Genomic DNA, 18,713 nt, shown 5'->3' on the forward strand with positions numbered 1-18,713 from the left:
TCCCTATTGAAAGTCATCTATCGTCCGAGAGGATGCCCGCGGGGCACCAGACATGACTCTAACAGAACTCCGATACATCGTAACCTTGGCGCAGGAGCGCCACTTCGGCCGGGCAGCGGAGCGCTGCTTCGTTTCCCAGCCCACACTGTCGGTCGCCGTCAAGAAACTCGAGGAGGAACTTGGCGTGGCGCTCTTCGAGCGCTCCAAGTCGACGGTGCAGGTCACCCCGCTGGGCGAGAAGATCGTCGAGCAGGCCCAGCGGGTGCTGGAGCAGAGCAGCGTAATCAAGGAGCTGGCCAATGCCGGCAAGGACCAGCTGGCCAGCCCCCTGCGCATCGGTGCCATCTATACCATCGGGCCGTACCTGTTTCCCTACCTGGTCCCCGCGCTGACACGTAGCGCCCCGCAGATGCCGCTCTACATCGAGGAGGGCTTCACCGCCAACCTCAGGCGCAAGCTGCGCAGCGGTGAGCTCGACGCCATCATCGTTGCGCTGCCGTTCAACGAGACCGACGTGGTCACCAAGCCGCTCTATGAGGAGCAGTTCGAAGTCTTGATGCCGGCCGACCACGCCTGGGCCAGGCGAGATGTCATTGATAAGGAGGACCTGCTCAAGGAGCGCCTGCTGTTGCTGGGCGAGGGCCACTGCTTCCGCGACCAGATCCTCGAAGCCTGCCCCGCCATCAGCCAGCAACTCAACAGCCCCAGCAACACCCTGACCGCCGAGGGCGGTTCGCTCGAGACGATCCGCCATATGGTCGCCTCCAAGCTGGGCATCACCGTGCTGCCCCGTTCGGCCATCGGCACCGGGCATTACGAGAGCGGGCTGCTCACCAGCCGGCCGTTCAAGGCGCCGGCCCCGTCACGCACCGTGGCCATCGCCTGGCGTGCCAGCTTCCCGCGTCCCAAGGCGATCGACGCGGTGACCGATGCCATTCAGCAGTTTCACGAGGCGCTTCCCGAATCGGCATGAGCGACCTCGACGCGCCAATTACCTCGCTGAAGGGCGTCGGGGAAGCGCTGGCCATGAAACTGGCACGCCTGCGGGTGGAATCCGTTGCCGACCTGCTGTTTCACTTGCCGCTGCGCTACCAGGACCGCACCCGGATCACGCCGATCGGCACCCTGCGGGCCGGCCACGAAGCGGTGGTGGAAGGCGAGGTATCGGCTAGCGACGTGGTCAAGGGGCGCCGCCGCAGCCTGCTGGTCAGGCTGCGCGACGGCTCGGGTATCATCAGCCTGCGCTTCTTCCATTTTTCCCCCGCCCAACAGCAGCAGTTCCGCCCCGGCACTCGGGTGCGCTGCTTCGGCGAGGCCCGCGCCGGCGCCACCGGGCTGGAGATATACCATCCCGAGTATCGCCTGCTGTCCAACGATGCGGCGCCGGTCGAGGATCATCTGACGCCGATTTACCCCACCACCGAAGGGCTGCACCAGGCGCGGCTGCGGGCCCTCATCGAGCAGGCCTTGGTCCGTCTCGAGGCGGCGCCCGACGCGCTGCCCGACTGGATCGGCGAAGAATTACGGGCACGCTTCGGCCTACCGGAGCTGCACCACTGTCTGCAGGTGCTTCATCAGCCCCCGCCCGATGCCGATCCCGAGGGACTGGCCAGCGGCAAACATCCCGCGACTCGCCGCCTGGCCCTGGAGGAACTGCTCGCGCATCGCCTGAGCCTGCAGCTGGTACGCCAGCAGATCCAACGGGACGGTGCCCCGGCCCTGCCTAGCGGGCGCGGCCTGCAGGCCCGCTTTCTCACCCAGCTGCCGTTCTCGCTGACCGGCGCCCAGCGCCGTGTCCTCGACGAGATCGGCGCCGACCTCGCCCGCGAAGTGCCCATGCTGCGCCTGGTGCAGGGCGACGTGGGCTCGGGCAAGACCGTGGTGGCCGCCATGGCGGCGCTTGCCGCTATCGCCGGCGACTGCCAGGCGGCCATGATGGCGCCTACCGAAATACTTGCCGAACAGCACTACCGGACGCTCAAGGCATGGTTCGAGCCACTCGGCATCGAGGTGGCGTGGCTTGCCGGCAAGCTCAAGGGCAAGGCGCGTCTCGACGCCAAGGCGGCCATCCTCGACGGTCGCGCACGGATGGTGGTGGGCACCCACGCGCTCTTTCAGGGCGATGTGCACTTCCAGCGCCTGGGGCTCGCCATCGTCGACGAACAGCACCGTTTCGGCGTACACCAGCGACTGGCACTGCGCGAGAAGGGCGAGGCCGGGGGCCTCACGCCGCACCAGTTGGTCATGACCGCCACACCGATTCCACGCACCCTGGCGATGAGCGCCTATGCCGACCTCGACGTCTCGGTCATCGACGAGCTGCCGCCGGGACGTACGCCGGTGAAGACGGTGGTCGTACCCGATGAGCGCCGCCCCGAGGTGGTGGCACGCATTCGGCACGCCTGCGCCGAGGGGCGCCAGGCCTACTGGGTCTGCACCTTGATCGAGGAATCCGACGCGCTGCAGTGCCAGGCCGCCGAAGCGACCCGTGACGAGCTCACCGAGGCGCTGCCGGAACTTGCCATCGGCCTGGTCCACGGACGCATGAAGGCCGCCGAGAAGGCGGCGGTGATGGAGGCCTTCAAGAGCGGGGAACTCGACCTGCTGGTGGCCACTACCGTGATCGAGGTGGGGGTCGACGTGCCCAATGCCAGCCTGATGATCATCGAGAATCCCGAGCGCCTGGGCCTCTCGCAGCTGCATCAGCTCCGCGGCCGGGTGGGGCGTGGCACCAGCGAGAGCTTTTGCGTGCTGCTCTACCACGGGCCGCTGTCGGCCCATTCCCGCGAGCGTTTGGCGGTCATGCGCGAGACCACGGACGGTTTTCGTATCGCCGAGAAGGATCTCGAGCTGCGCGGGCCCGGCGAGGTGCTGGGTACCCGCCAGACGGGGCTGGCGCAGATGAAGATCGCCGACCTGGAGCGCGATGCCGACCTGCTCGAGCGGGTGGCGCCCTTGGCCGATGCGCTGCTGGCCCGCCACCCCCAGGCGAGCCAGCCCTTGATCCGCCGCTGGCTGGGCGAGGAAGCGGGGCGTTACGGCCAGGTCTAGGTGCGCATCAGCGCGCCGCCACCGTACCGGGATGGGCCGGCCTCCGAGCCCCGGCTGCCACGAGCCGGTTGGCGGCCTCGGCCAGTGGCATCAGCTGGCGGGCAATGAGCTGCAGCTGGGTCTGCAGCGGCCGATAGCTGGCTTCCTCTTCGGAGCCGTCAGACTCGGGCTCGAACTCGGCCAGCAGCGCCGCCTGCCGCGCATCTTCCAAGACCATCGGCACTCGTCGCACCAGGCAGTCCGCCAACTCCCCGAGCACATCGGCGATTCGCCGTGCGGCAGGCAGCAGCCTGGCATCTTCCGCTTCGTCCTTGAGCCGATGGCGGTGGGCTCCCAGCGCCGAGAGGTAGCCCAGCAGCGTGTGGGAGAGCACCAGGAAGCGAAACCCGTCATCGGCATCCTGGCGTCGATAGTGCTCGGGTTCCTGCAGCATATCGGCGAGCAGGGTGGAGAGCGCCGCATCGGCATTATGGGCGTCGCGGCGTGCCAGCCGGTAGGCGAGGTCATCCTGCTTGCCGCTCGCGTACTGGTGAAGAATCTCGTCCAGATAACAGCGGTTGGCAGTGATGGCATTGGCCGCCTCGCGATGCAGGCGTCGCCCCTGCCAGTCGGGCAGGATGAAGAACACCGCTGCGCCGGCGATCAGCGCACCGAGCAGGGTGTCGAACAGGCGCGGCCAGATCAGGTCGAAACCGTCACCGATCTGGTTGAAGCTGCACAGTACCAGCAGGGTGATCGCACCGGTGGCAACGACATAGTGCTTCTCACGCGTGGCAAAGAACGCCACCCCAGCGATCACGGCGATCAGCGTCTGTAGCCAGGCGCTGGGAAACAGCGTGATCGATGCCCAGCCGAACACCAGCCCGAACACGGTGCCGGCAATGCGCTGGACCAGGAAACGCCGGGTAGCGGCGAAGTTGGGACGGCAAACGAACAGCGTGGTGAGCAGAATCCAGAAGCCCTGTTCGGGATGGATCAGGTACAGCAGCCCATAGCCCGCCAACAGGGCGATGGGCAGCCGAATCGCATGGCGAAAGGTGGGCGAACCCACCGTCAGGTTGAGGCGGATGCGCTCCCAGGCGTCCCTCAGGCTGCCGGGGGAGCGGTCGTAAAGCGTTGCATCGTTGGGCCAGCCACCGGCATCGGGGTTGTGCGCCGTGGCCAGTTGCCCTTCGAGAGTGGCGAGGTTGTCGGCCAGCGCGCCGAGCGGGTGCATCAGCTCGCGCCATGCCGGGTTGCGCATGGCCTTGAGATGCGCGATGGAGGCACGCAGATCCTCCAGCGCCCGTTCGCTCTGGTCATGCTCGAAGGGCCGGTTGAGCAGCAGTGCCTTGCCCAGCCGCTTGCACGCCTGGCCCTGCTGGTCCAACAGGCGCTGACAGCGAAACAGCACATCGTGATGGAAGAAGGCCTCGGTCAACTGGGCATAGGGGTAGTGCGACGAGCTGGCCCGCTCGTGAATGTCCTGGGCAATGAAGTAGATGCGCAGGTAGCGGTTCAGCTTGCTCTCGCCGCGCTGCCCCTGGAGCCGGCGAAAGATCATCTCCTTCGCCCGATTCAGCGACTCGACGACACGGCCGTTCTGCCGGGCCACCGCCAGGCGCCTCGCTTCGACGTCGATGCCGCGCAGCGGCTCGAACAGCGTCGCCTTGAGGATCAGGTACTTGCCAAGCTCACGATAGAGCAGGGCCATGCTCTGCTTGACCGGCTGGCGCGAGAAGAGCGCGCACCAAATCACGGAAATCGCACCGTACCAGGCGGCCCCTGCCAGGATCAGCAGCGTCTGGCCCCAGTCTCCCTCCTGCGGTACGCCGCCGTGATGCTCGATGTTGATCATGATGTAGATGGAGAGGATCAGCGTGCCGGAGGCGATGGTGGCATAACGCTGGCCCACGGCGCCCAGCATGATCACCACGAAGGTCGCGATACCCAGCCCCGGGGCGAACAACAGCGGCCATGGGTAAAGCCAGCGGACGACGAATGCCGCCGTGGCGAAGCAGAGCAGGGTGACCAGGAGCGCCTGCAGGCGACCCCGCCAGCTGTCGTCGGTTTCCGACAGGGCGCTGGCGATAATGCCCAGGAAGAGCGGAATCAGCAGGGCGATGTCACCCAGCGACCAGCTCAGCAGCAGTGCCCCGCTGAAGGCGATGAAGACCCGCAGGCTGTAGGCGAACTTGTCCAGTGTCCACAGGCGCCGCAGCGCAAGCGTTACGGAAGTCGGCATGTTATCGGTACGCCTGTCATGGCGGCAGACAACTCATCATTACACTCTACTTTAGTATAAGGCAGGCGTAAATACGGGGCTCACGTCTCAAGCTGCGTGAGCCAGGTCTCGGCCTCGGCGCGAAGCGCTCTGCCCGACTGCCTCAATGCTTCGCGGTCCTCGCGCCCATCCAGCCCCTGCAGGTTGTCTTCGAGCCCCGCCAGCACGGCAAGAAGCGCGGCATGGAGCAACCGTGCCCCGGCCCGGGTATCGCTGTGGAATCGCTCGGCCGTCAGGGGGAGCGCCTCGGCGGACAAGGCCAAGGCGTCGCGACAGGCCCGGGCGATTTCCAAGGGCACGCGGCAGGCGGATTCGACAGCCCGCTCCATCTCGTCCTCTTGCTTCCCGGCCCGCTCAGCTGCGTTAGGCGCTCGCTTCGCCGCCGCCAGAAATTGCCCGAAGACGGCGATATCGTCGTCCGCGAGGCGCGCCAGCGCCTCGCACAGCGCATCGCCGCGTGAGATGAGCGCGCTTCGGTCGTCACTGAGGCGCAATCCCTTGAGTACGAGCGCCATGCCCAATGCCGCACTGACCGCTGCCGCCGCCCCGCAACCGGGCATGCCGCGAGTCTCGATGGCATCGCGAAAGTCGGTGAGTGACCATTGCCAGACCGAATCGCTCATCACGCCTCCTTCACGACCAGATCGGCAAAGGCTTCCAGCAGCCCCGACGTCTCGGGCGTGTCGCGCACTCCCTCGTGCAACGTCTCGGAGTTCTGCCCGAGCCGGCGCAGACGTGCCGCTTGACGCGTCACGTAGCGCAACATGAGGCGAGTACCGAACTCGGGGTGGAATGACACACCCCATTGACGGTCGCCGTAGCGAGCCAGGCGATGCCGAAACCCGTCCTCGAAGTCGCCGCGTGCGGCGATGACGTCGGGAAAACTGCCGCCGGTCTTGAGAACAAGCAAGCGAGGCATGGCGCTCATCCGGAGAGAAAACGCCATGATAGCGTGGCGAGAGACATTAACCGAGAGGGGGAAACGGCCAGAATCCGCTTCTTCGTCACAAGTGACGCAGCAGCTTCTGCAGTTTCTTCAGGTCACTCGAATCGCCGACCAGGCGCACCTTGCCTGCCATCATACCGTCGAGGAAAGCTTGCTGAGTCGGCTTGCGCAACACGCGAACGGCCGTGGCCTCATCCGCAAAGCGCAGCTCCAGGTCAAGATCCACGGGCAGCCCCATGCCGACCAGAATGCCCTGCGGCGACATGCGGTAATGGCGCGCGGTGGAAAGGTCTTCGGTGGCGATGCCCCAGTCGAAGTGACGCATCTCGGAAAGCGTCTGGCGAAAGGCTGGCTTGCGCCGCAAGGCCCGTTTGAGCATCCACCCAAGCAGCCACAGGATCAGTCGCAGCTTCATGTCGAATCCGATTCGAGCGGTGGGGTTGGGCATCGCGGCCTGACGGAGCAGGCCGCGTGACGAGTATATCCGACGGCCGGATCAGCCCTTGCCGACGGCATCCTTTAGGCCCTTGCCCGGCTTGAAGGCAACCGTCTTGCTGGCCGGAATGGCCAACGGCTGGCCGGTCTGCGGGTTCTTGCCGGTACGCGCGGCGCGCTCGCGCACGGTGAAGGTACCGAAGCCGATCAGGGAGACGTCCTGACCCTGGGAAACGCTGCCGGTGATCTCGTCGAGAATGACGTTGAGCACCTGGCTGGCTTTGTCCTTGGACAGTTCCGCACGCTCGGCAATTGCCGCGGCAAGTTCTGGCTTACGCATACAGCCCTCCTGGTATTGGCTATGACCCGGCAAAAGCGCCGGTATTGTTATGCACGATCGGTTTTTGAAGACGCCTGTCTTCCCCGGGAGAGCCCGTCCCCTTGTCTGGGTTCTTCCCCTGCTCTATGAGGCGTCGTACGATCATCGGCTAACCGTACTTAAAGCCGGCCGAGACGATGACGTCACTAGCCTAGCAATGGCGGTGTAGCCCGCGCCAGCTCAACTTTCCGCCTGACGCAGCTTCCTGTCAACGCAAAGCCAATCAAACGTTCGTCTTTGTCTTCGGCGAGGGCCGTCAGGTCCCGTCCTTCTCCCTCGATTCGCCAGCGCACCGGTGCCTTCAGCGGCGGTAGCGCCACCACCGGCAGCAGCGGTGTCTTCACCAGCACCGGCCAAGCGCCATAACCCACCCTGGTGGGCGTGCCGGCAAGCGTGCGCGCCAGCGCCTTCGCACTGGCCTGCAACGGTTGGACATACATGGCGTTGACGCCGGCCACGCAGGCCACGTCACCCAGGGCATGCACGCCAGGCGCCGAAGCCGCCAGGTAGCGGTCAACCTGGATACCGGCCGCCGTTACCGCCAGGCCGGCCTCCCGGGCCAGCTCACTGCGTGGACGCAGGCCGGTGGCGACCAGCACCAGATCGGCCTCGATCCGCTCGCCGTCGTCGAGCGTCAGGCCGATATCGCCGCCCGTCTCCTCCAGCCGCTCCAGGCCGCGCCCCAGGTACAGCACCATCCCCGCCTCGCTGAAGGCTTCGCCCAGCGCGCGGCCCAGCGGCTCCGGCAGCAGGCGCGGCAAGGGGGTGGCCTCGGGGGCGACCAGGCTCACCGCGTGACCCCCTGCCGCCAGGTCGTTGGCGAACTCGCAGCCCACCAGGCCGGCGCCGATGATGGCCGTACGCGCGGGCCGCCCCAGCGCTTCTAGGGCAGCGTGGAACCGGCGGTAGTCATCGAGGTCGTTGACACTGAACACACGACCGGCAAGGCGCTCGGGTATGGCGAAGGGACGGGTGGGTGCGGCACCGGTGGCCAGCACCAGCTCGCTCCATGCCAGGCGCTCTTCGCCAATGCGCAGGGAGCGACCGGCCAGATCGATAGCATCGACCCGGGTATGGGTCCGCACCACCGCGCTTAACTGGTCGGCCAGTTCCAGCGCCGTGCGGGCGGCCAGCCGTTCGGGCGGAAGGCGCTTGGCAAAGCCGGTCGATAGCAGCGGCTTGGCGTAGTCATCGCCACTGTCGGCCGTGATCAACGTGACGGGGCGCTCGGCATCCAGCATGCGTAGCTGCTTTAGCAGGCCAATGCCCGCCATGCCGGTGCCAACGATGGTCAGGGGCGCGGTCATAGGGCTCCTTGGGTGTGCGGGTCCGCCGCGGGGGCGGTCCGTCAAGAATCGTCCAGGTCGCATGTTACACTACGCGCTCCCCATCGACCCGGAGAGCGCAGGTGGCCCGGAACCGCGCGGCGTCTCATGACCCGCTCCCTTTAACCCTCGGCTGGCGCCCCCTGCCCGCCGGGCGTGCCGAGATGAGTCCCGCCTGGTGGGCCTGGGTGGCCAGCCGGGATTCGCTGACCGCGCGGCTGATCGAGGCCGGCGCCGGCCGAACCTTCCAGGTACGCCTGCTCGCGCAGCGCCTGGGGCGGCCGCGTCCTGATGAGGCCCGGGCCCTGGGCCTGCCTTACGACCGTCTTGCCTGGCTGCGGGAAGTGGCGCTGAGCCTGGAAGAGCGGCCCTGGGTGCTGGCGCGCTCGGTGGCACCCTTGGCGCAGCTGCGCGGACAGCGCCTCGAGCGGCTGGGCGAGCGTTCACTGGGCAGCTGGCTGTTTCGCCAGCCCGGCCTGGCACGAAGCCCCATCGAGGTGACCACCGCCCCGGCCCCCTTCCATCCGCTGCCCGGCCCCTGGGGGCGTCGTTCGGTGTTCCGCCACGGCCGTTTCGCGGTATTGGTACAAGAGTTCTTTCTCGATGCGATGGCGGATGAACTGGGTCTGCCAACGCGCTAGGATGACCGCCATCGAATGAGGAGGTATCGATGGATCGCTCCCTGATGCGCCCCAAGGGGCTGGCCCGCCTGCCCGATTTCCTGCACCTGATGCGGCTGGATCGCCCCATCGGTACCTGGCTCTTGATGTGGCCCACCCTGTGGGCGCTGTGGGTGGCCGCCGCCGGCGTTCCCGAGCGGCACCTGCTGTTGATCTTCGTCGCCGGTGTCTACCTGATGCGGGCCGCAGGCTGCGTGATCAACGACTATGCCGACCGTCACTTCGACGGCCACGTCAAGCGCACCAAGAACCGTCCCCTGGCCACCGGGCGTATCAGCGAGCGCGAGGCCAAGGTTCTGTTCGTGGGCCTGGTCGCGGCGGCTTTCGTGCTGGTGTGGTTCACCAACCTCTTCACCGTCATGCTCTCGCTGGTGGGGGTAGGGCTGGCCTTCATTTACCCTTTCATGAAGCGCTATACCCATCTGCCCCAGCTGTTTCTCGGCGCCGCCTTCTCCTGGGCGATACCCATGGCCTTCGGTGCCGTGCTCGGCCATATCCCGCTGGAGGCCTGGCTGCTGTTCGCCGCCAACGTGGCCTGGACGGTGGCCTACGATACCGAGTACGCCATGGTCGACCGCGACGATGACCTGAGGATCGGCATCAAGTCTACTGCCGTGCTGTTCGGCCGCGCTGATCGCACCATGATCGGCCTGCTGCAGCTGGCCACGCTGGGCCTGCTGGGCTGGGTCGGCTGGCGCATCGAGCTCGGCGTTTTCTTCTGGCTAGGCCTGGCAGGCATGGCCGCCGCCTTCGTTCATCAGCAGTTCCTGATCCGATCCCGGGAGCGCGATCGTTGCTTCCAAGCCTTTCTCAACAATCATTGGTCGGGGCTGCTGGCATTCGCCGGTATCGCCCTCAGCCTATGGCCGGCAGTGGGTGTCTAGCCCGACTATGGCAGCGCTGTCATCCAAGTGTCATGATGACGTGGTGAGATCGTCACCGACCCGTCACTGACCGCGAGGCTTCGGGATGACCGCCAAGACCGTTCTGATCGTCGACGACGAAGCGCCAATCCGCGAGATGATCGCGGTGGCGCTGGAGATGGCAGACTATCGCGTGCTGGAGGCCGCCAACGCCCAGAGCGCCCACAGCATGATCGTCGACAACCAGCCCGACCTGTTGCTGCTCGACTGGATGATGCCCGGCACCAGCGGCATCGAGCTGGCTCGCCGGCTCAAGCGCGAGGAAGCTACCCGCGAACTGCCGATCATCATGCTCACCGCCAAGAGCGAAGAGGACAACAAGATCCAGGGCCTCGAGGCCGGTGCCGACGACTACATCACCAAGCCCTTCTCCCCCCGCGAGCTGGTGGCCCGCCTCAAGGCGGTGTTGCGGCGCACCACGCCCAAGGGCATCGAGGAGCCCGTGGAGGTGGACGGCCTGGTGCTCGATCCGGTCAGTCATCGCGTCAGCGCCGATGGCCACGCGCTTGAGATGGGCCCCACGGAGTACCGCCTGCTGCAGTTCTTCATGACGCACCAGGAACGTGCCTACACCCGCAGCCAGCTGCTCGACCAGGTATGGGGCGGCAACGTCTATGTCGAGGAGCGAACCGTGGACGTGCATATCCGCCGGCTGCGCAAGGCGCTGGGCGATGCCCACCAGCATCTGATCCAGACCGTGCGCGGCACCGGCTACCGCTTCTCCAACAAGGGCTGACGTGGGCCCCTGGCGTCATGAACTCTGGCACCTCGGCCTGCTAGCCGTTGCCGGCAGCCTGGTCGGCTGGCTGCTGGGAGCCCCCGGACTCGGGCTTGCCGCGGGGCTTATCGTGCGCCTGGTCTACCACCTGCGCCAGCTCCATGCCCTGCGCCGCTGGCTGACCCGCCATCCCCACAGTGAGCCTCCCGCGGCCACCGGCCTGTGGGGCGAACTGTTCGACCGGCTCTACCGCTACCAGAAGGGCCAGCGCCATACGCAGCATCGCCTGCAGGCGACCCTCAAGCGTATCCAGGAGTCTTCCGAGGCAATGCGCGACAGCGTGGTCATGCTCGACCAGCGCGGCGACCTGGAGTGGTGGAACAGCGCCGCCGAGCGCATGCTGGGGCTCAAGGCGGTCCACGACCGCGGCCAGCACATCACCAACCTGGTGCGCGACCCCCGCTTCGTCGCCTACTTCAATGCTTGCGACTATCGCGAACCGTTGACGCTGCCCTCGCCGGTGGAAGAACGTCAGGTGCTGCAGTTCCAGATCACACTCTATGGCGACGACGAGCGCCTGGTGATGGCGCGCGACATCACCCGCCTGCACCGCCTGGAGGAGATGCGCCGCGACTTCGTCGCCAACGTCTCCCACGAGCTGAGAACGCCGTTGACCGTACTGGCGGGCTACCTCGAGACCTACGCCACCTATGCCGATCAACTCCCGTCGCGGCTCGCTCAAGGGCTGACCCGTATGCAAGAGCAAACCATCCGCATGCAGAATCTGGTCAACGACCTGCTGTTGCTGTCGCGGCTGGAGATCGATCGCGGCGGCGAGGATCATCTGCCGCTGCCCATGGGCACGCTACTCGAGGAGGTACGCCGCGACGCCGAGGCGCTGTCGGCAGGCCGCCAGCAGATCCGCATAGAGGTCGTGGATAACCGTCGCCTGCTCGGCAGCGACAGCGAGATTCACAGTGCACTGTCCAATCTGGCATCCAACGCGGTGCGTTACACGCCGGAGGGCAGCCACATCGTGCTGCGCTGGAAAACGCATCCCAAGGGTGCCTGCCTGGAGGTCGAGGACGACGGCGACGGCATCGATCCGGTGCATATTCCGCGGCTCACCGAACGCTTCTACCGGGTCGACAAGGGGCGCAGCAGCGAAACCGGCGGTACCGGGCTGGGGCTGGCTATCGTCAAGCACGTATTGCTGCGCCACGACGCGTACCTGGAAATCGAATCCCATCCCGAACGCGGCGCCCTCTTCCGCTGCGTCTTCCCTGCCTCGCGTCTGGTGATCGATGCAAGGGCCGTTGGCCCAACCGCGGGCCAGACGGCTCTCAACCGACCGGCCGAGTAAGGAAGCGACGACTCAGGTCGGTGCGATGTCACGCTGTCCACGATAGTGGCGGTCCCACATCAGTACGGCACCGGCCACGGCGCCAGGTAGCAGGAACAGGTTAGCCAGCGGGATCCAGGTGATCAGCGTTACCCAGCCGCCGAAGGTGAGCGTCTGCCATTGGCGCGAGGCGAGCCGACGGCGCATGTCGGCGAAACTCACCTTGTTGTTGTCCATGGGATAGTCGAGATAGGTGATCGCCATGATCCAGGCCGAGAACAGGGCCCAAAGCAACGGTGCGACGACATTGAGCGTGGGTATCCAGCTGACGACCAGCAATGCCAGCGCCCGCGGCAGGATGTAGCCGAGCTTGACCAGCTCGCGCCCCAGGGCGTCCACTGCCGTACGCGCCAGGCCTCGATCGTCGAGGGGCGGCCGGCCGGTGGCCTGGATTTCCACCTTGGCCGCCAGGAAACCGTAGAAAGGCGCGGCGATCAGGTGTGATACCAGGGTGAAAGTGAAGAATACGATCAGTATCAGGCTGATGACGAACAACGGCCAGATCAGCCATTCCAACCAGCCGAGCCAGGCCGGCACCATGGCCATCCAGCTCGCCAGCCATCCGCCGAAGTGACTGACCACGTAATAGAGCATGACCGAATATACCGCCAGGTTGACGGCGATCGGGGCGTAAACATAGCGACGCAGGCCGCGACCGTAGACCAGTCGCGTCCCGCGGTTCAATGCCGTTAAGGCGTCCAACATCCCAGTCCTCTTTTGCTACTCCTTGCGTGTCAAGGCGTCCTCGTCGATCTGATCCGGGTGCATGTGGCGGATGTCGAGCCCCTTGACCAGGTAGATGACGTATTCGGCGAGGTTGTCGGCATGATCGCCGACCCGCTCCAGCGCACGCAAGATCCACATCACGTTGAGCACCGGGCCGATGGCACGGCTGTCCTCCATCATGAAGGTCATCAGTGAACGCATGGCGCTGCCGTACTCGTCGTCCACCGAGTCGTCCTCGTGCACCACTTGCAGGGCCAGCTCGGTGTCGAAGCGGGCGAAGGCGGTCAGGGCGTCACGCAGCATGCGCCGCACGTGCTCGCTGATATGGCGCACCTCGATCAAACCGCGCACGCTGCTGCCGCCATCGATGAGGGTCAGGGCATTTCGCGCGATCTTGCTCGCTTCGTCACCGATCCGCTCGAGGTCGGCGGTGGCACGAATTACCGCCAGCACCAGGCGCAGGTCGGAGGCCGCCGGCTGGCGCCGGGCCAGGATCCGAGTGCACTCGTCGTCGATGTTCAGCTGCATGGCGTTGACGTCGCGGTCGCGGTCGCGCACTTTTTCGGCCAGGCGGCTGTCGCTCTCGAGCAGCGCCTGTATGGCTTCCTGCACCTGTTGCTCGACCAGCCCACCCATGGTCATCAGGTGGGTCTTGAGAGCCTCCAGCTCCTGGTTGAACTGGCGCGAAATGTGCTGGCTATGGGTATCGCTGGTGATGTCCATCGTTCTCTCCTCGAGGCCGCCCGACCTCGTTTCGTTCAAGTCATGCGCCCGGTAATGTAGTTCTCGGTACTGCGCAGGCTGGGGTTGGTGAACAGGGTATCGGTGGGGGCGTACTCCACCAGTTCCCCGCCCTGCAGGAAGGCGGTGTAGTCGGAAACCCGCGCCGCCTGTTGCATGTTGTGGGTGACCAGGATGAGGGTCAGCTGCGACTTGAGGCCGCGAATCAACTCCTCGATCTTGAGCGTCGAGATCGGGTCCAGCGCCGAGGCCGGTTCGTCGAGCAGCAGCACTTCGGGGCGCACCGCCAAAGAGCGGGCAATCACCAGACGCTGCTGCTGTCCACCGGAGAGCGACCAGGCCGAGGCGCGCAGGCGATCCTTCACCTCGTCCCACAGGGCCGCGGCATCCAGTGCCCACTCGACGATGTCGTCCATGCGTCGGCGCGTCAGCCCGCCCTGCAGGCGCAGGCCGAACGCCACGTTTTCGTAGATCGACATGGGAAAAGGGTTGGGTACCTGGAACACCATGCCAACGCGGCGACGCAGTTCATCCACGGCAACGTCGGGCGCGTGAATGTCCTGTCCCTCCAGCAGCACCCGCCCCTCATGACTTGCCTCCTCGTTCAGGTCGTGCAGGCGATTGAGCACGCGCAGCAGCGTGGACTTGCCGCAGCCCGAAGGCCCGATGAACGCCGTGACTCGGTGTCGAGGTACGCGCAGCGAAATGTCCCGCAGCGCGGTCTTGCCCGCATAGGCCAGGCTCAGCCCCTCGATCTGAAAGCAGCTGGCTTCGGGAGCGAAATCGATGATCGAGCCCGAGGCGGACGGCTGGAATCGGGGCGGCATGGTCATCGGGGTGCGTACCCTCCTCATGGACGCGGCTGCACGCCGTGACGCGCGCGGAAATAATGACGCACCAATATGGCAGTCAGGTTAAGCGCCAGGACCACCAGGACCAACAACAGCGCCGTCGCATAGACCAGCGGCAGCGCTGCCTGGACATCATTGCCGTGAAAGGCCGTGTCGTAGATGTGATAGCCCAGATGCATGAACTTGCGATCAAGATGCAGGAAAGGAAACTCGGCGTCCACCGGCACCTGGGGGGCCAACTTGGCCACGCCGACCAGCATCAACGGCGCCACTTCACCGGCGGCGCGAGCGACGGCCAGGATCACCCCGGTGAGCATGGCCGGTATTGCCATCGGCAGTACTACCCGGGTCAGGGTCTCCAGCCGCGTGGCACCCAGCGCCAGGGCGCCCTCGCGCTGCTGCACCGGAATGCGTGCCAGGCCCTCTTCGGTGGCCACGATCACCACCGGCAGGGTCAGCAGCGCCAGCGTCAGCGAGGCCCAGAGCAACCCCCCGGTACCGAAGGTGGGGGATGGCAGCGAGTCGCTGAAGAACCACTCATCCAGCGACCCCCCGATGCCGTAGACGAAAACCCCGAGGCCGAATACGCCATAGACGATCGAGGGCACGCCGGCCAGGTTGCGTACCGCGATACGCACCAGGTTCGTCAGCCGTCCCTGATGAGCCACCTCGCTGAGGTAGACGGCGGCCAGTACGCCGAAGGGTGTCACCAGCACGGACATCAGCAGCACCATGAGCACGGTGCCGAAGATGGCCGGCCACACGCCACCGGCGGTATTGCCGTCGCGGGGGCCCTCGGCGAGGAAGCGCCAGACCCCACGCGCCCAGGCCGTGAGTTTGTCGAACGGTGACATGGCGTTGGGCCGCCAGGCGCGCAGCACCTCGTCGAGCGGCTGGACCAGCCGCCGCCCGTCGACACTTTCGAGAACCGCCACCTGGCTACGCATGGCACCCTGGAGGTCACGCACCCGGGCGTTGGCCTCGGCCAAGGCCTGCCGGGCCTCGGCATCATCGGGGTCGGCATCCAGTTGACGGATCAAGGGTCGCAGCCGCTCGCGCCGCAGCCGTTCGCGCTCGTCGCGTAATTGCTCCAGCGCAACCAGCCGCGCCTGCAGGCGGGCCCAGGCGGTTTCCGGCGAGTTCGTAGACGGCGACTGGGCCTCGCCCACCGCGACCAGGCGACCGATGAATTCGCCCTGACGCTGCCGCTCCAGTACCACCAGGTCCCGCGGGCGCTCGCTCGACACGATGGCGTCCACCGGCAGCCAGTGCCAGACCTGGCCGTCGAGATCGCGATTGCCGGTAAAATAGAGCCGTTCGCGCCCACCTTCCTCCAGCGGCAGTTCTCGCACCGCCCGGCCGGCGAACAGGCGACCGTCCTCCCATTCGATCAATGCCACCGACGCGGGCCAGAAGTGTCCCAGCCCGCGCACGGCAATGATGAACAGCAACCCACCCAGCAGCAGCAGAGATATCGCTACGCTACCGGCAGCCAGCCAGGCCCAGGCGCCCTCTGAGCGCGGCAGGTGCCGGCGCGAGAAAGGCTTCCAGGCACTGACCTGCGGCCCCCCGCTCATGCTGCCCCACCCAGCCAGCGATAGCGCCGCTTCAAGCGGCTTCTCACCACCTCCGCCAGGGTATTGACCAGAAAGGTGAACACGAACAGCAGCAGTGCGGCCAACATCAGCAACAGGTAATCCTCGCTGCCGGGGACGGCCTCGGGAAGCCCGACGGCGATGCCCGCCGCCATGGTGCGCATGCCCTCGAAGGGGTTCAGGCTCATCAACGCAGTATTGCCGCTGGCCATCAGTACGATCATGGTTTCGCCGACCGCACGCCCGGTACCGATCATCACGGCGGCAAAGATGCCGGGCGAGGCTGCCGGCAGGACGACCCGCCACAGGGTTTGCCAACGCGTTGCCCCCAGCGCGTGCGCGCCCTCGCCGAGGCGGCCCGGTACACCGGACAAGGCATCTTCGGCCAGGGCAAAGACGCTGGGCATCACGGCAAACCCCATGGCCAGGCCAACCAGGATGGCATTGCGCGAGGCATAGTCGAGGCCCAGCTCGCGGTCCAGCCAGGTTCGCAGGTCGCCATCGAACAGCAACGCTTCGAATCCGGGCGACAGCGAGAAGGTCGCCAGCGACACCAGCAGCAGCCAGGGGACGAGCCACAGCCCGGCGCGTGCCAGAGAGAGATGCCGGCGCCAGCCGGAACGAAGCCGGCGCCAGATGCCGGCCGCGAGTAGCACCGCCAGGGGCAGCACGAGAAGAAGCATCAGGAAACCTGTCAGGTGGCGATCCACCCAGGGAGCCAGCACCAGGCCGGCAAAAAAGCCGACCACCACGCCCGGCATTGCCTCCATCATCTCCAGGGTGGGCTTCATGCGGCCACGCAGGCGCTGCGACATGAACATCGCGGAGTGGATGGCGGCTCCCAGCGCCAGGGGAACGGCAAAGACCATGCCCCAAACAGCCGCTTTCAGCGTGCCCCAGGCCATCGGGCTAAGCGATGCGTGAATCCGTTCCCACGCCAGCACGCCCTCGAACAGCGCCGGCATCACCTCCACGGCGAGAAAGGCGCCGATGGCCATGACGGCCAGGATCACGCCGATACCGCCAGCTGCAATCAATCCCGTGGCCAGCCGATCGAGCCGTCGGCGCCAGGGAGATCGAAAGGGAGAGGAGAGGCGGGAGGGTTCTATCATGAACGACAGCCTATAACGGCGTGATGACAGTTGCGTGACAGCGTCACGGCATAATGGAGTCGAGACCCAGGCGCTGACGCTGAGCCGACAGGGTCGATTTCGACAACGCCACGAAGCCGAATTCGGTCACCGTCCTTTGGCCCAGGGGCGAGAGGATCAGGTCGAGCAGTGCCCGCTCCGGTCCGACGAGCGACTCGCCCGGGGGCAGGTTGAGGTAAAGATACAGCGAACGGCTCAGTGGGTAGACACCGCGACGAACCTGCTCGGCTTGCGGATGGCGCAGCCGGCTGTCGGCGTCCTCGATCGGCAGTGGCTTCACCCCGGCCGTCAGATGGTTGAGGCCGGCGTAGCCGATCGCCTCGCGGCTCTCCGTTACCGCCGCCACGACGGCAGCCGAGCCGGGGTGTTCGTTGAGCCGCGGACGGTAATCCCCACCGCACAGGGCCAATTGACGAAACAGGCCATAGCTGCCGGAGGCGGGATTGCGTCCGTGCAGCTCGATACGCCCCGCGCGGCCAGGAACGCCCAGTTGCTCCCAGCGCGTGATCTCCTCCGCACCACCACAGCGACGCGTGGACGAGAAGATGGCATCGACCTCCTCCAGACTCAGCGACTCCAGCGCATTGTGGCGATGCACGACGACCGTCAGGGCATCCCTTGCCACTTCCACTTCTACCGGGGCATAGCCGTGGCGCCGGGCGAAGGCTCGACGCTCTGCTTCGTTCATGGGACGCGACATGGGTCCGAGCCGGGTGGTACCGGCCGACAGCGCCGGCGGTGCGCTGGCCGAACCGCTGGCCTGCAGCTGCAGGCGAATACCGGGATGCTGCTCGCCAAGCTGCTCGCCCCAGCGCAGCATCATCCCGGCCATGGTGTCGGAGCCCACGATCCCCAGGGTACCGACCGGCTCCTCACCCTGGGCTGTCGCCACCGCAAGCGCCAGCAGCACACCCAGGCATCCTTGCCGTAGCCTGCACCAGCCAAACGCGTGAGCAAAGGGGATCATGCCGGCTCCTCGTGTACGAGTGTGAAAAACGCGAATGACAGCTTGTCGCAGCGCTGGTGAGGGTAAGCCTGGGCGTATAAGATGGCCGCCTGCAATCGCTGCGACGCAATATTACCGCCCACAACAACAAGCCGAGCTTACGACATCCCATGACCGACCTCGACGATGTTCCCGCCCCTCAAGGGCAACTTACCCTCAAACTGCTGGCCAACCGACAGGATACCAACCTCTACGGCGATATACCCGGAGGCTGGCTGGTGCGCCACATGGATCAGGCCGCCGAGCTGGCGGCGGGCCGCGAGGCGCACGGTCGAACCGCCACGGTGGCCATCGAGACCATGGACTTCCTGTGTCCGGTTCGCGTCGGTTCGATGGTCAACATCTTCACCGTCGTGCGCGAGATCGGCCACAGCTCGATCAAGATCGACGTGGAAGTGTGGATTCGCCAGCCTCACGAACGCGAGACCAGCGAGCTGCATAAGGTGACCGAAGCCCGCTTCGTGATGGTGGCGCTCGACGACAAGGGCCGCATTCGCGCCGTTCGCCAGCCAAGCTGACAC

The 18,713-nt window shown here is 66.1% G+C and carries 19 protein-coding genes; 7 read left to right on the top strand and 12 right to left on the bottom strand.

Going from position 1 to position 18,713, the window contains the following annotated elements; all coding sequences use genetic code 11:
* Positions 1 to 52 precede the first annotated feature (52 nt).
* Both ACOJCM_RS04700 and recG read left to right on the top strand, forming a co-directional pair.
* The gene (locus tag ACOJCM_RS04700; protein WP_445210902.1) at positions 53 to 973 is read left to right on the top strand and encodes a hydrogen peroxide-inducible genes activator; all 921 of its coding nucleotides are present in this window, start codon (positions 53 to 55) and stop codon (positions 971 to 973) included.
* Positions 970 to 3,051: an ATP-dependent DNA helicase RecG gene (gene recG / locus ACOJCM_RS04705; RefSeq protein WP_445210903.1), complete on the top strand. Its 2,082-nt coding sequence runs from the start codon at positions 970 to 972 to the stop codon at positions 3,049 to 3,051. Before ACOJCM_RS04700 ends, recG begins: the two co-directional genes overlap by 4 nt.
* 7 nt (positions 3,052 to 3,058) lie before the next feature.
* Here recG and yccS read toward each other — a convergent pair whose 3' ends face one another.
* The 6 genes from yccS to ACOJCM_RS04735 form a co-directional block, all read right to left on the bottom strand.
* Positions 3,059 to 5,275 (bottom strand): YccS family putative transporter, encoded by a 2,217-nt coding sequence (gene yccS / locus ACOJCM_RS04710; protein ID WP_445210904.1) that lies wholly within the window; start codon positions 5,273 to 5,275, stop codon positions 3,059 to 3,061.
* A gap of 80 nt (positions 5,276 to 5,355) precedes the next feature.
* Positions 5,356 to 5,937 (bottom strand): cyclodeaminase/cyclohydrolase family protein, encoded by a 582-nt coding sequence (locus ACOJCM_RS04715; protein ID WP_445210905.1) that lies wholly within the window; start codon positions 5,935 to 5,937, stop codon positions 5,356 to 5,358.
* Complete coding sequence (locus ACOJCM_RS04720) at positions 5,937 to 6,233, bottom strand: hypothetical protein (protein WP_445210906.1); 297 nt, start codon at positions 6,231 to 6,233, stop codon at positions 5,937 to 5,939. Before ACOJCM_RS04720 ends, ACOJCM_RS04715 begins: the two co-directional genes overlap by 1 nt.
* Before the next feature lie 85 nt (positions 6,234 to 6,318).
* Positions 6,319 to 6,675 (bottom strand): hypothetical protein, encoded by a 357-nt coding sequence (locus ACOJCM_RS04725; protein WP_445210907.1) that lies wholly within the window; start codon positions 6,673 to 6,675, stop codon positions 6,319 to 6,321.
* A gap of 81 nt (positions 6,676 to 6,756) precedes the next feature.
* On the bottom strand, positions 6,757 to 7,035 hold the full coding sequence (locus ACOJCM_RS04730; RefSeq protein ID WP_445210908.1) for an HU family DNA-binding protein: 279 nt from the start codon (positions 7,033 to 7,035) through the stop codon (positions 6,757 to 6,759).
* 185 nt (positions 7,036 to 7,220) lie between these two features.
* A complete protein-coding gene (locus tag ACOJCM_RS04735; RefSeq protein WP_445210909.1) occupies positions 7,221 to 8,381 on the bottom strand; it encodes an FAD-dependent oxidoreductase in 1,161 nt (386 codons plus the stop codon).
* Positions 8,382 to 8,563: 182 nt separating this feature from the next.
* Between ACOJCM_RS04735 and ACOJCM_RS04740 the strand changes: the two genes are divergently transcribed.
* The 4 genes from ACOJCM_RS04740 (at position 8,564) to phoR (ending at position 12,083) form a co-directional block, all read left to right on the top strand.
* A complete protein-coding gene (locus ACOJCM_RS04740) occupies positions 8,564 to 9,040 on the top strand; it encodes a chorismate--pyruvate lyase family protein (protein WP_445210910.1) in 477 nt (158 codons plus the stop codon).
* 29 nt (positions 9,041 to 9,069) lie between these two features.
* Positions 9,070 to 9,963 carry a 4-hydroxybenzoate octaprenyltransferase gene (ubiA, locus tag ACOJCM_RS04745; protein WP_445210911.1) on the top strand — a complete coding sequence of 298 codons (894 nt, stop codon included), beginning with the start codon at positions 9,070 to 9,072 and terminating at the stop codon, positions 9,961 to 9,963.
* Between the two features lie 85 nt (positions 9,964 to 10,048).
* Positions 10,049 to 10,738, top strand: coding sequence for a phosphate regulon transcriptional regulator PhoB (phoB, locus tag ACOJCM_RS04750; protein WP_445210912.1), 690 nt, complete (start codon positions 10,049 to 10,051; stop codon positions 10,736 to 10,738).
* Between the two features lies 1 nt (position 10,739).
* The gene (gene phoR, locus ACOJCM_RS04755; RefSeq protein WP_445210913.1) at positions 10,740 to 12,083 is read left to right on the top strand and encodes a phosphate regulon sensor histidine kinase PhoR; all 1,344 of its coding nucleotides are present in this window, start codon (positions 10,740 to 10,742) and stop codon (positions 12,081 to 12,083) included.
* A 12-nt stretch (positions 12,084 to 12,095) separates the two neighbouring features.
* On the opposite strand, the gene cysZ is transcribed toward phoR, so the two are convergent.
* Genes cysZ through ACOJCM_RS04785 form a run of 6 tightly spaced genes read right to left on the bottom strand, consistent with a single transcriptional unit; the run spans position 12,096 to position 18,153 of the window.
* Positions 12,096 to 12,827, bottom strand: a complete 732-nt coding sequence (cysZ, locus tag ACOJCM_RS04760) for a sulfate transporter CysZ (RefSeq protein WP_445210914.1) — start codon at positions 12,825 to 12,827, stop codon at positions 12,096 to 12,098.
* A gap of 15 nt (positions 12,828 to 12,842) precedes the next feature.
* Complete coding sequence (gene phoU, locus ACOJCM_RS04765; protein WP_445210915.1) at positions 12,843 to 13,571, bottom strand: phosphate signaling complex protein PhoU; 729 nt, start codon at positions 13,569 to 13,571, stop codon at positions 12,843 to 12,845.
* Between the two features lie 35 nt (positions 13,572 to 13,606).
* The gene (pstB, locus tag ACOJCM_RS04770) at positions 13,607 to 14,422 is read right to left on the bottom strand and encodes a phosphate ABC transporter ATP-binding protein PstB (RefSeq protein ID WP_445210916.1); all 816 of its coding nucleotides are present in this window, start codon (positions 14,420 to 14,422) and stop codon (positions 13,607 to 13,609) included.
* A 17-nt stretch (positions 14,423 to 14,439) separates the two neighbouring features.
* On the bottom strand, positions 14,440 to 16,017 hold the full coding sequence (gene pstA / locus ACOJCM_RS04775; protein WP_445210917.1) for a phosphate ABC transporter permease PstA: 1,578 nt from the start codon (positions 16,015 to 16,017) through the stop codon (positions 14,440 to 14,442).
* The gene (locus tag ACOJCM_RS04780) at positions 16,014 to 17,147 is read right to left on the bottom strand and encodes an ABC transporter permease subunit (RefSeq protein ID WP_445210918.1); all 1,134 of its coding nucleotides are present in this window, start codon (positions 17,145 to 17,147) and stop codon (positions 16,014 to 16,016) included. Before ACOJCM_RS04780 ends, pstA begins: the two co-directional genes overlap by 4 nt.
* Positions 17,148 to 17,190: 43 nt before the next feature.
* Positions 17,191 to 18,153, bottom strand: a complete 963-nt coding sequence (locus tag ACOJCM_RS04785; RefSeq protein WP_445210919.1) for a phosphate ABC transporter substrate-binding protein — start codon at positions 18,151 to 18,153, stop codon at positions 17,191 to 17,193.
* 149 nt (positions 18,154 to 18,302) lie between these two features.
* Here ACOJCM_RS04785 and ACOJCM_RS04790 point away from each other — a divergent pair, with 149 nt between their 5' ends.
* Complete coding sequence (locus ACOJCM_RS04790) at positions 18,303 to 18,710, top strand: acyl-CoA thioesterase (RefSeq protein WP_445210920.1); 408 nt, start codon at positions 18,303 to 18,305, stop codon at positions 18,708 to 18,710.
* Positions 18,711 to 18,713 lie beyond the last annotated feature (3 nt).

The sequence above is a fragment of the Billgrantia hypersalina genome (assembly GCF_052584175.1).

Coding starts and splice junctions, on each gene's coding strand:
- ACOJCM_RS04720 (WP_445210906.1), bottom strand. CDS start 6,233: ATGCCTCGCTTGCTTGTTCTCAAGACCGGCGGCAGTTTTCCCGACGTC.
- pstB (WP_445210916.1), bottom strand. CDS start 14,422: ATGACCATGCCGCCCCGATTCCAGCCGTCCGCCTCGGGCTCGATCATC.
- phoB (WP_445210912.1), top strand. CDS start 10,049: ATGACCGCCAAGACCGTTCTGATCGTCGACGACGAAGCGCCAATCCGC.
- ACOJCM_RS04785 (WP_445210919.1), bottom strand. CDS start 18,153: ATGATCCCCTTTGCTCACGCGTTTGGCTGGTGCAGGCTACGGCAAGGA.
- ACOJCM_RS04715 (WP_445210905.1), bottom strand. CDS start 5,937: ATGAGCGATTCGGTCTGGCAATGGTCACTCACCGACTTTCGCGATGCC.
- ACOJCM_RS04700 (WP_445210902.1), top strand. CDS start 53: ATGACTCTAACAGAACTCCGATACATCGTAACCTTGGCGCAGGAGCGC.
- ACOJCM_RS04780 (WP_445210918.1), bottom strand. CDS start 17,147: ATGATAGAACCCTCCCGCCTCTCCTCTCCCTTTCGATCTCCCTGGCGC.
- pstA (WP_445210917.1), bottom strand. CDS start 16,017: ATGAGCGGGGGGCCGCAGGTCAGTGCCTGGAAGCCTTTCTCGCGCCGG.
- ubiA (WP_445210911.1), top strand. CDS start 9,070: ATGGATCGCTCCCTGATGCGCCCCAAGGGGCTGGCCCGCCTGCCCGAT.
- ACOJCM_RS04730 (WP_445210908.1), bottom strand. CDS start 7,035: ATGCGTAAGCCAGAACTTGCCGCGGCAATTGCCGAGCGTGCGGAACTG.
- ACOJCM_RS04740 (WP_445210910.1), top strand. CDS start 8,564: ATGAGTCCCGCCTGGTGGGCCTGGGTGGCCAGCCGGGATTCGCTGACC.
- yccS (WP_445210904.1), bottom strand. CDS start 5,275: ATGCCGACTTCCGTAACGCTTGCGCTGCGGCGCCTGTGGACACTGGAC.
- recG (WP_445210903.1), top strand. CDS start 970: ATGAGCGACCTCGACGCGCCAATTACCTCGCTGAAGGGCGTCGGGGAA.
- cysZ (WP_445210914.1), bottom strand. CDS start 12,827: ATGTTGGACGCCTTAACGGCATTGAACCGCGGGACGCGACTGGTCTAC.
- phoU (WP_445210915.1), bottom strand. CDS start 13,571: ATGGACATCACCAGCGATACCCATAGCCAGCACATTTCGCGCCAGTTC.
- ACOJCM_RS04790 (WP_445210920.1), top strand. CDS start 18,303: ATGACCGACCTCGACGATGTTCCCGCCCCTCAAGGGCAACTTACCCTC.
- ACOJCM_RS04725 (WP_445210907.1), bottom strand. CDS start 6,675: ATGAAGCTGCGACTGATCCTGTGGCTGCTTGGGTGGATGCTCAAACGG.
- ACOJCM_RS04735 (WP_445210909.1), bottom strand. CDS start 8,381: ATGACCGCGCCCCTGACCATCGTTGGCACCGGCATGGCGGGCATTGGC.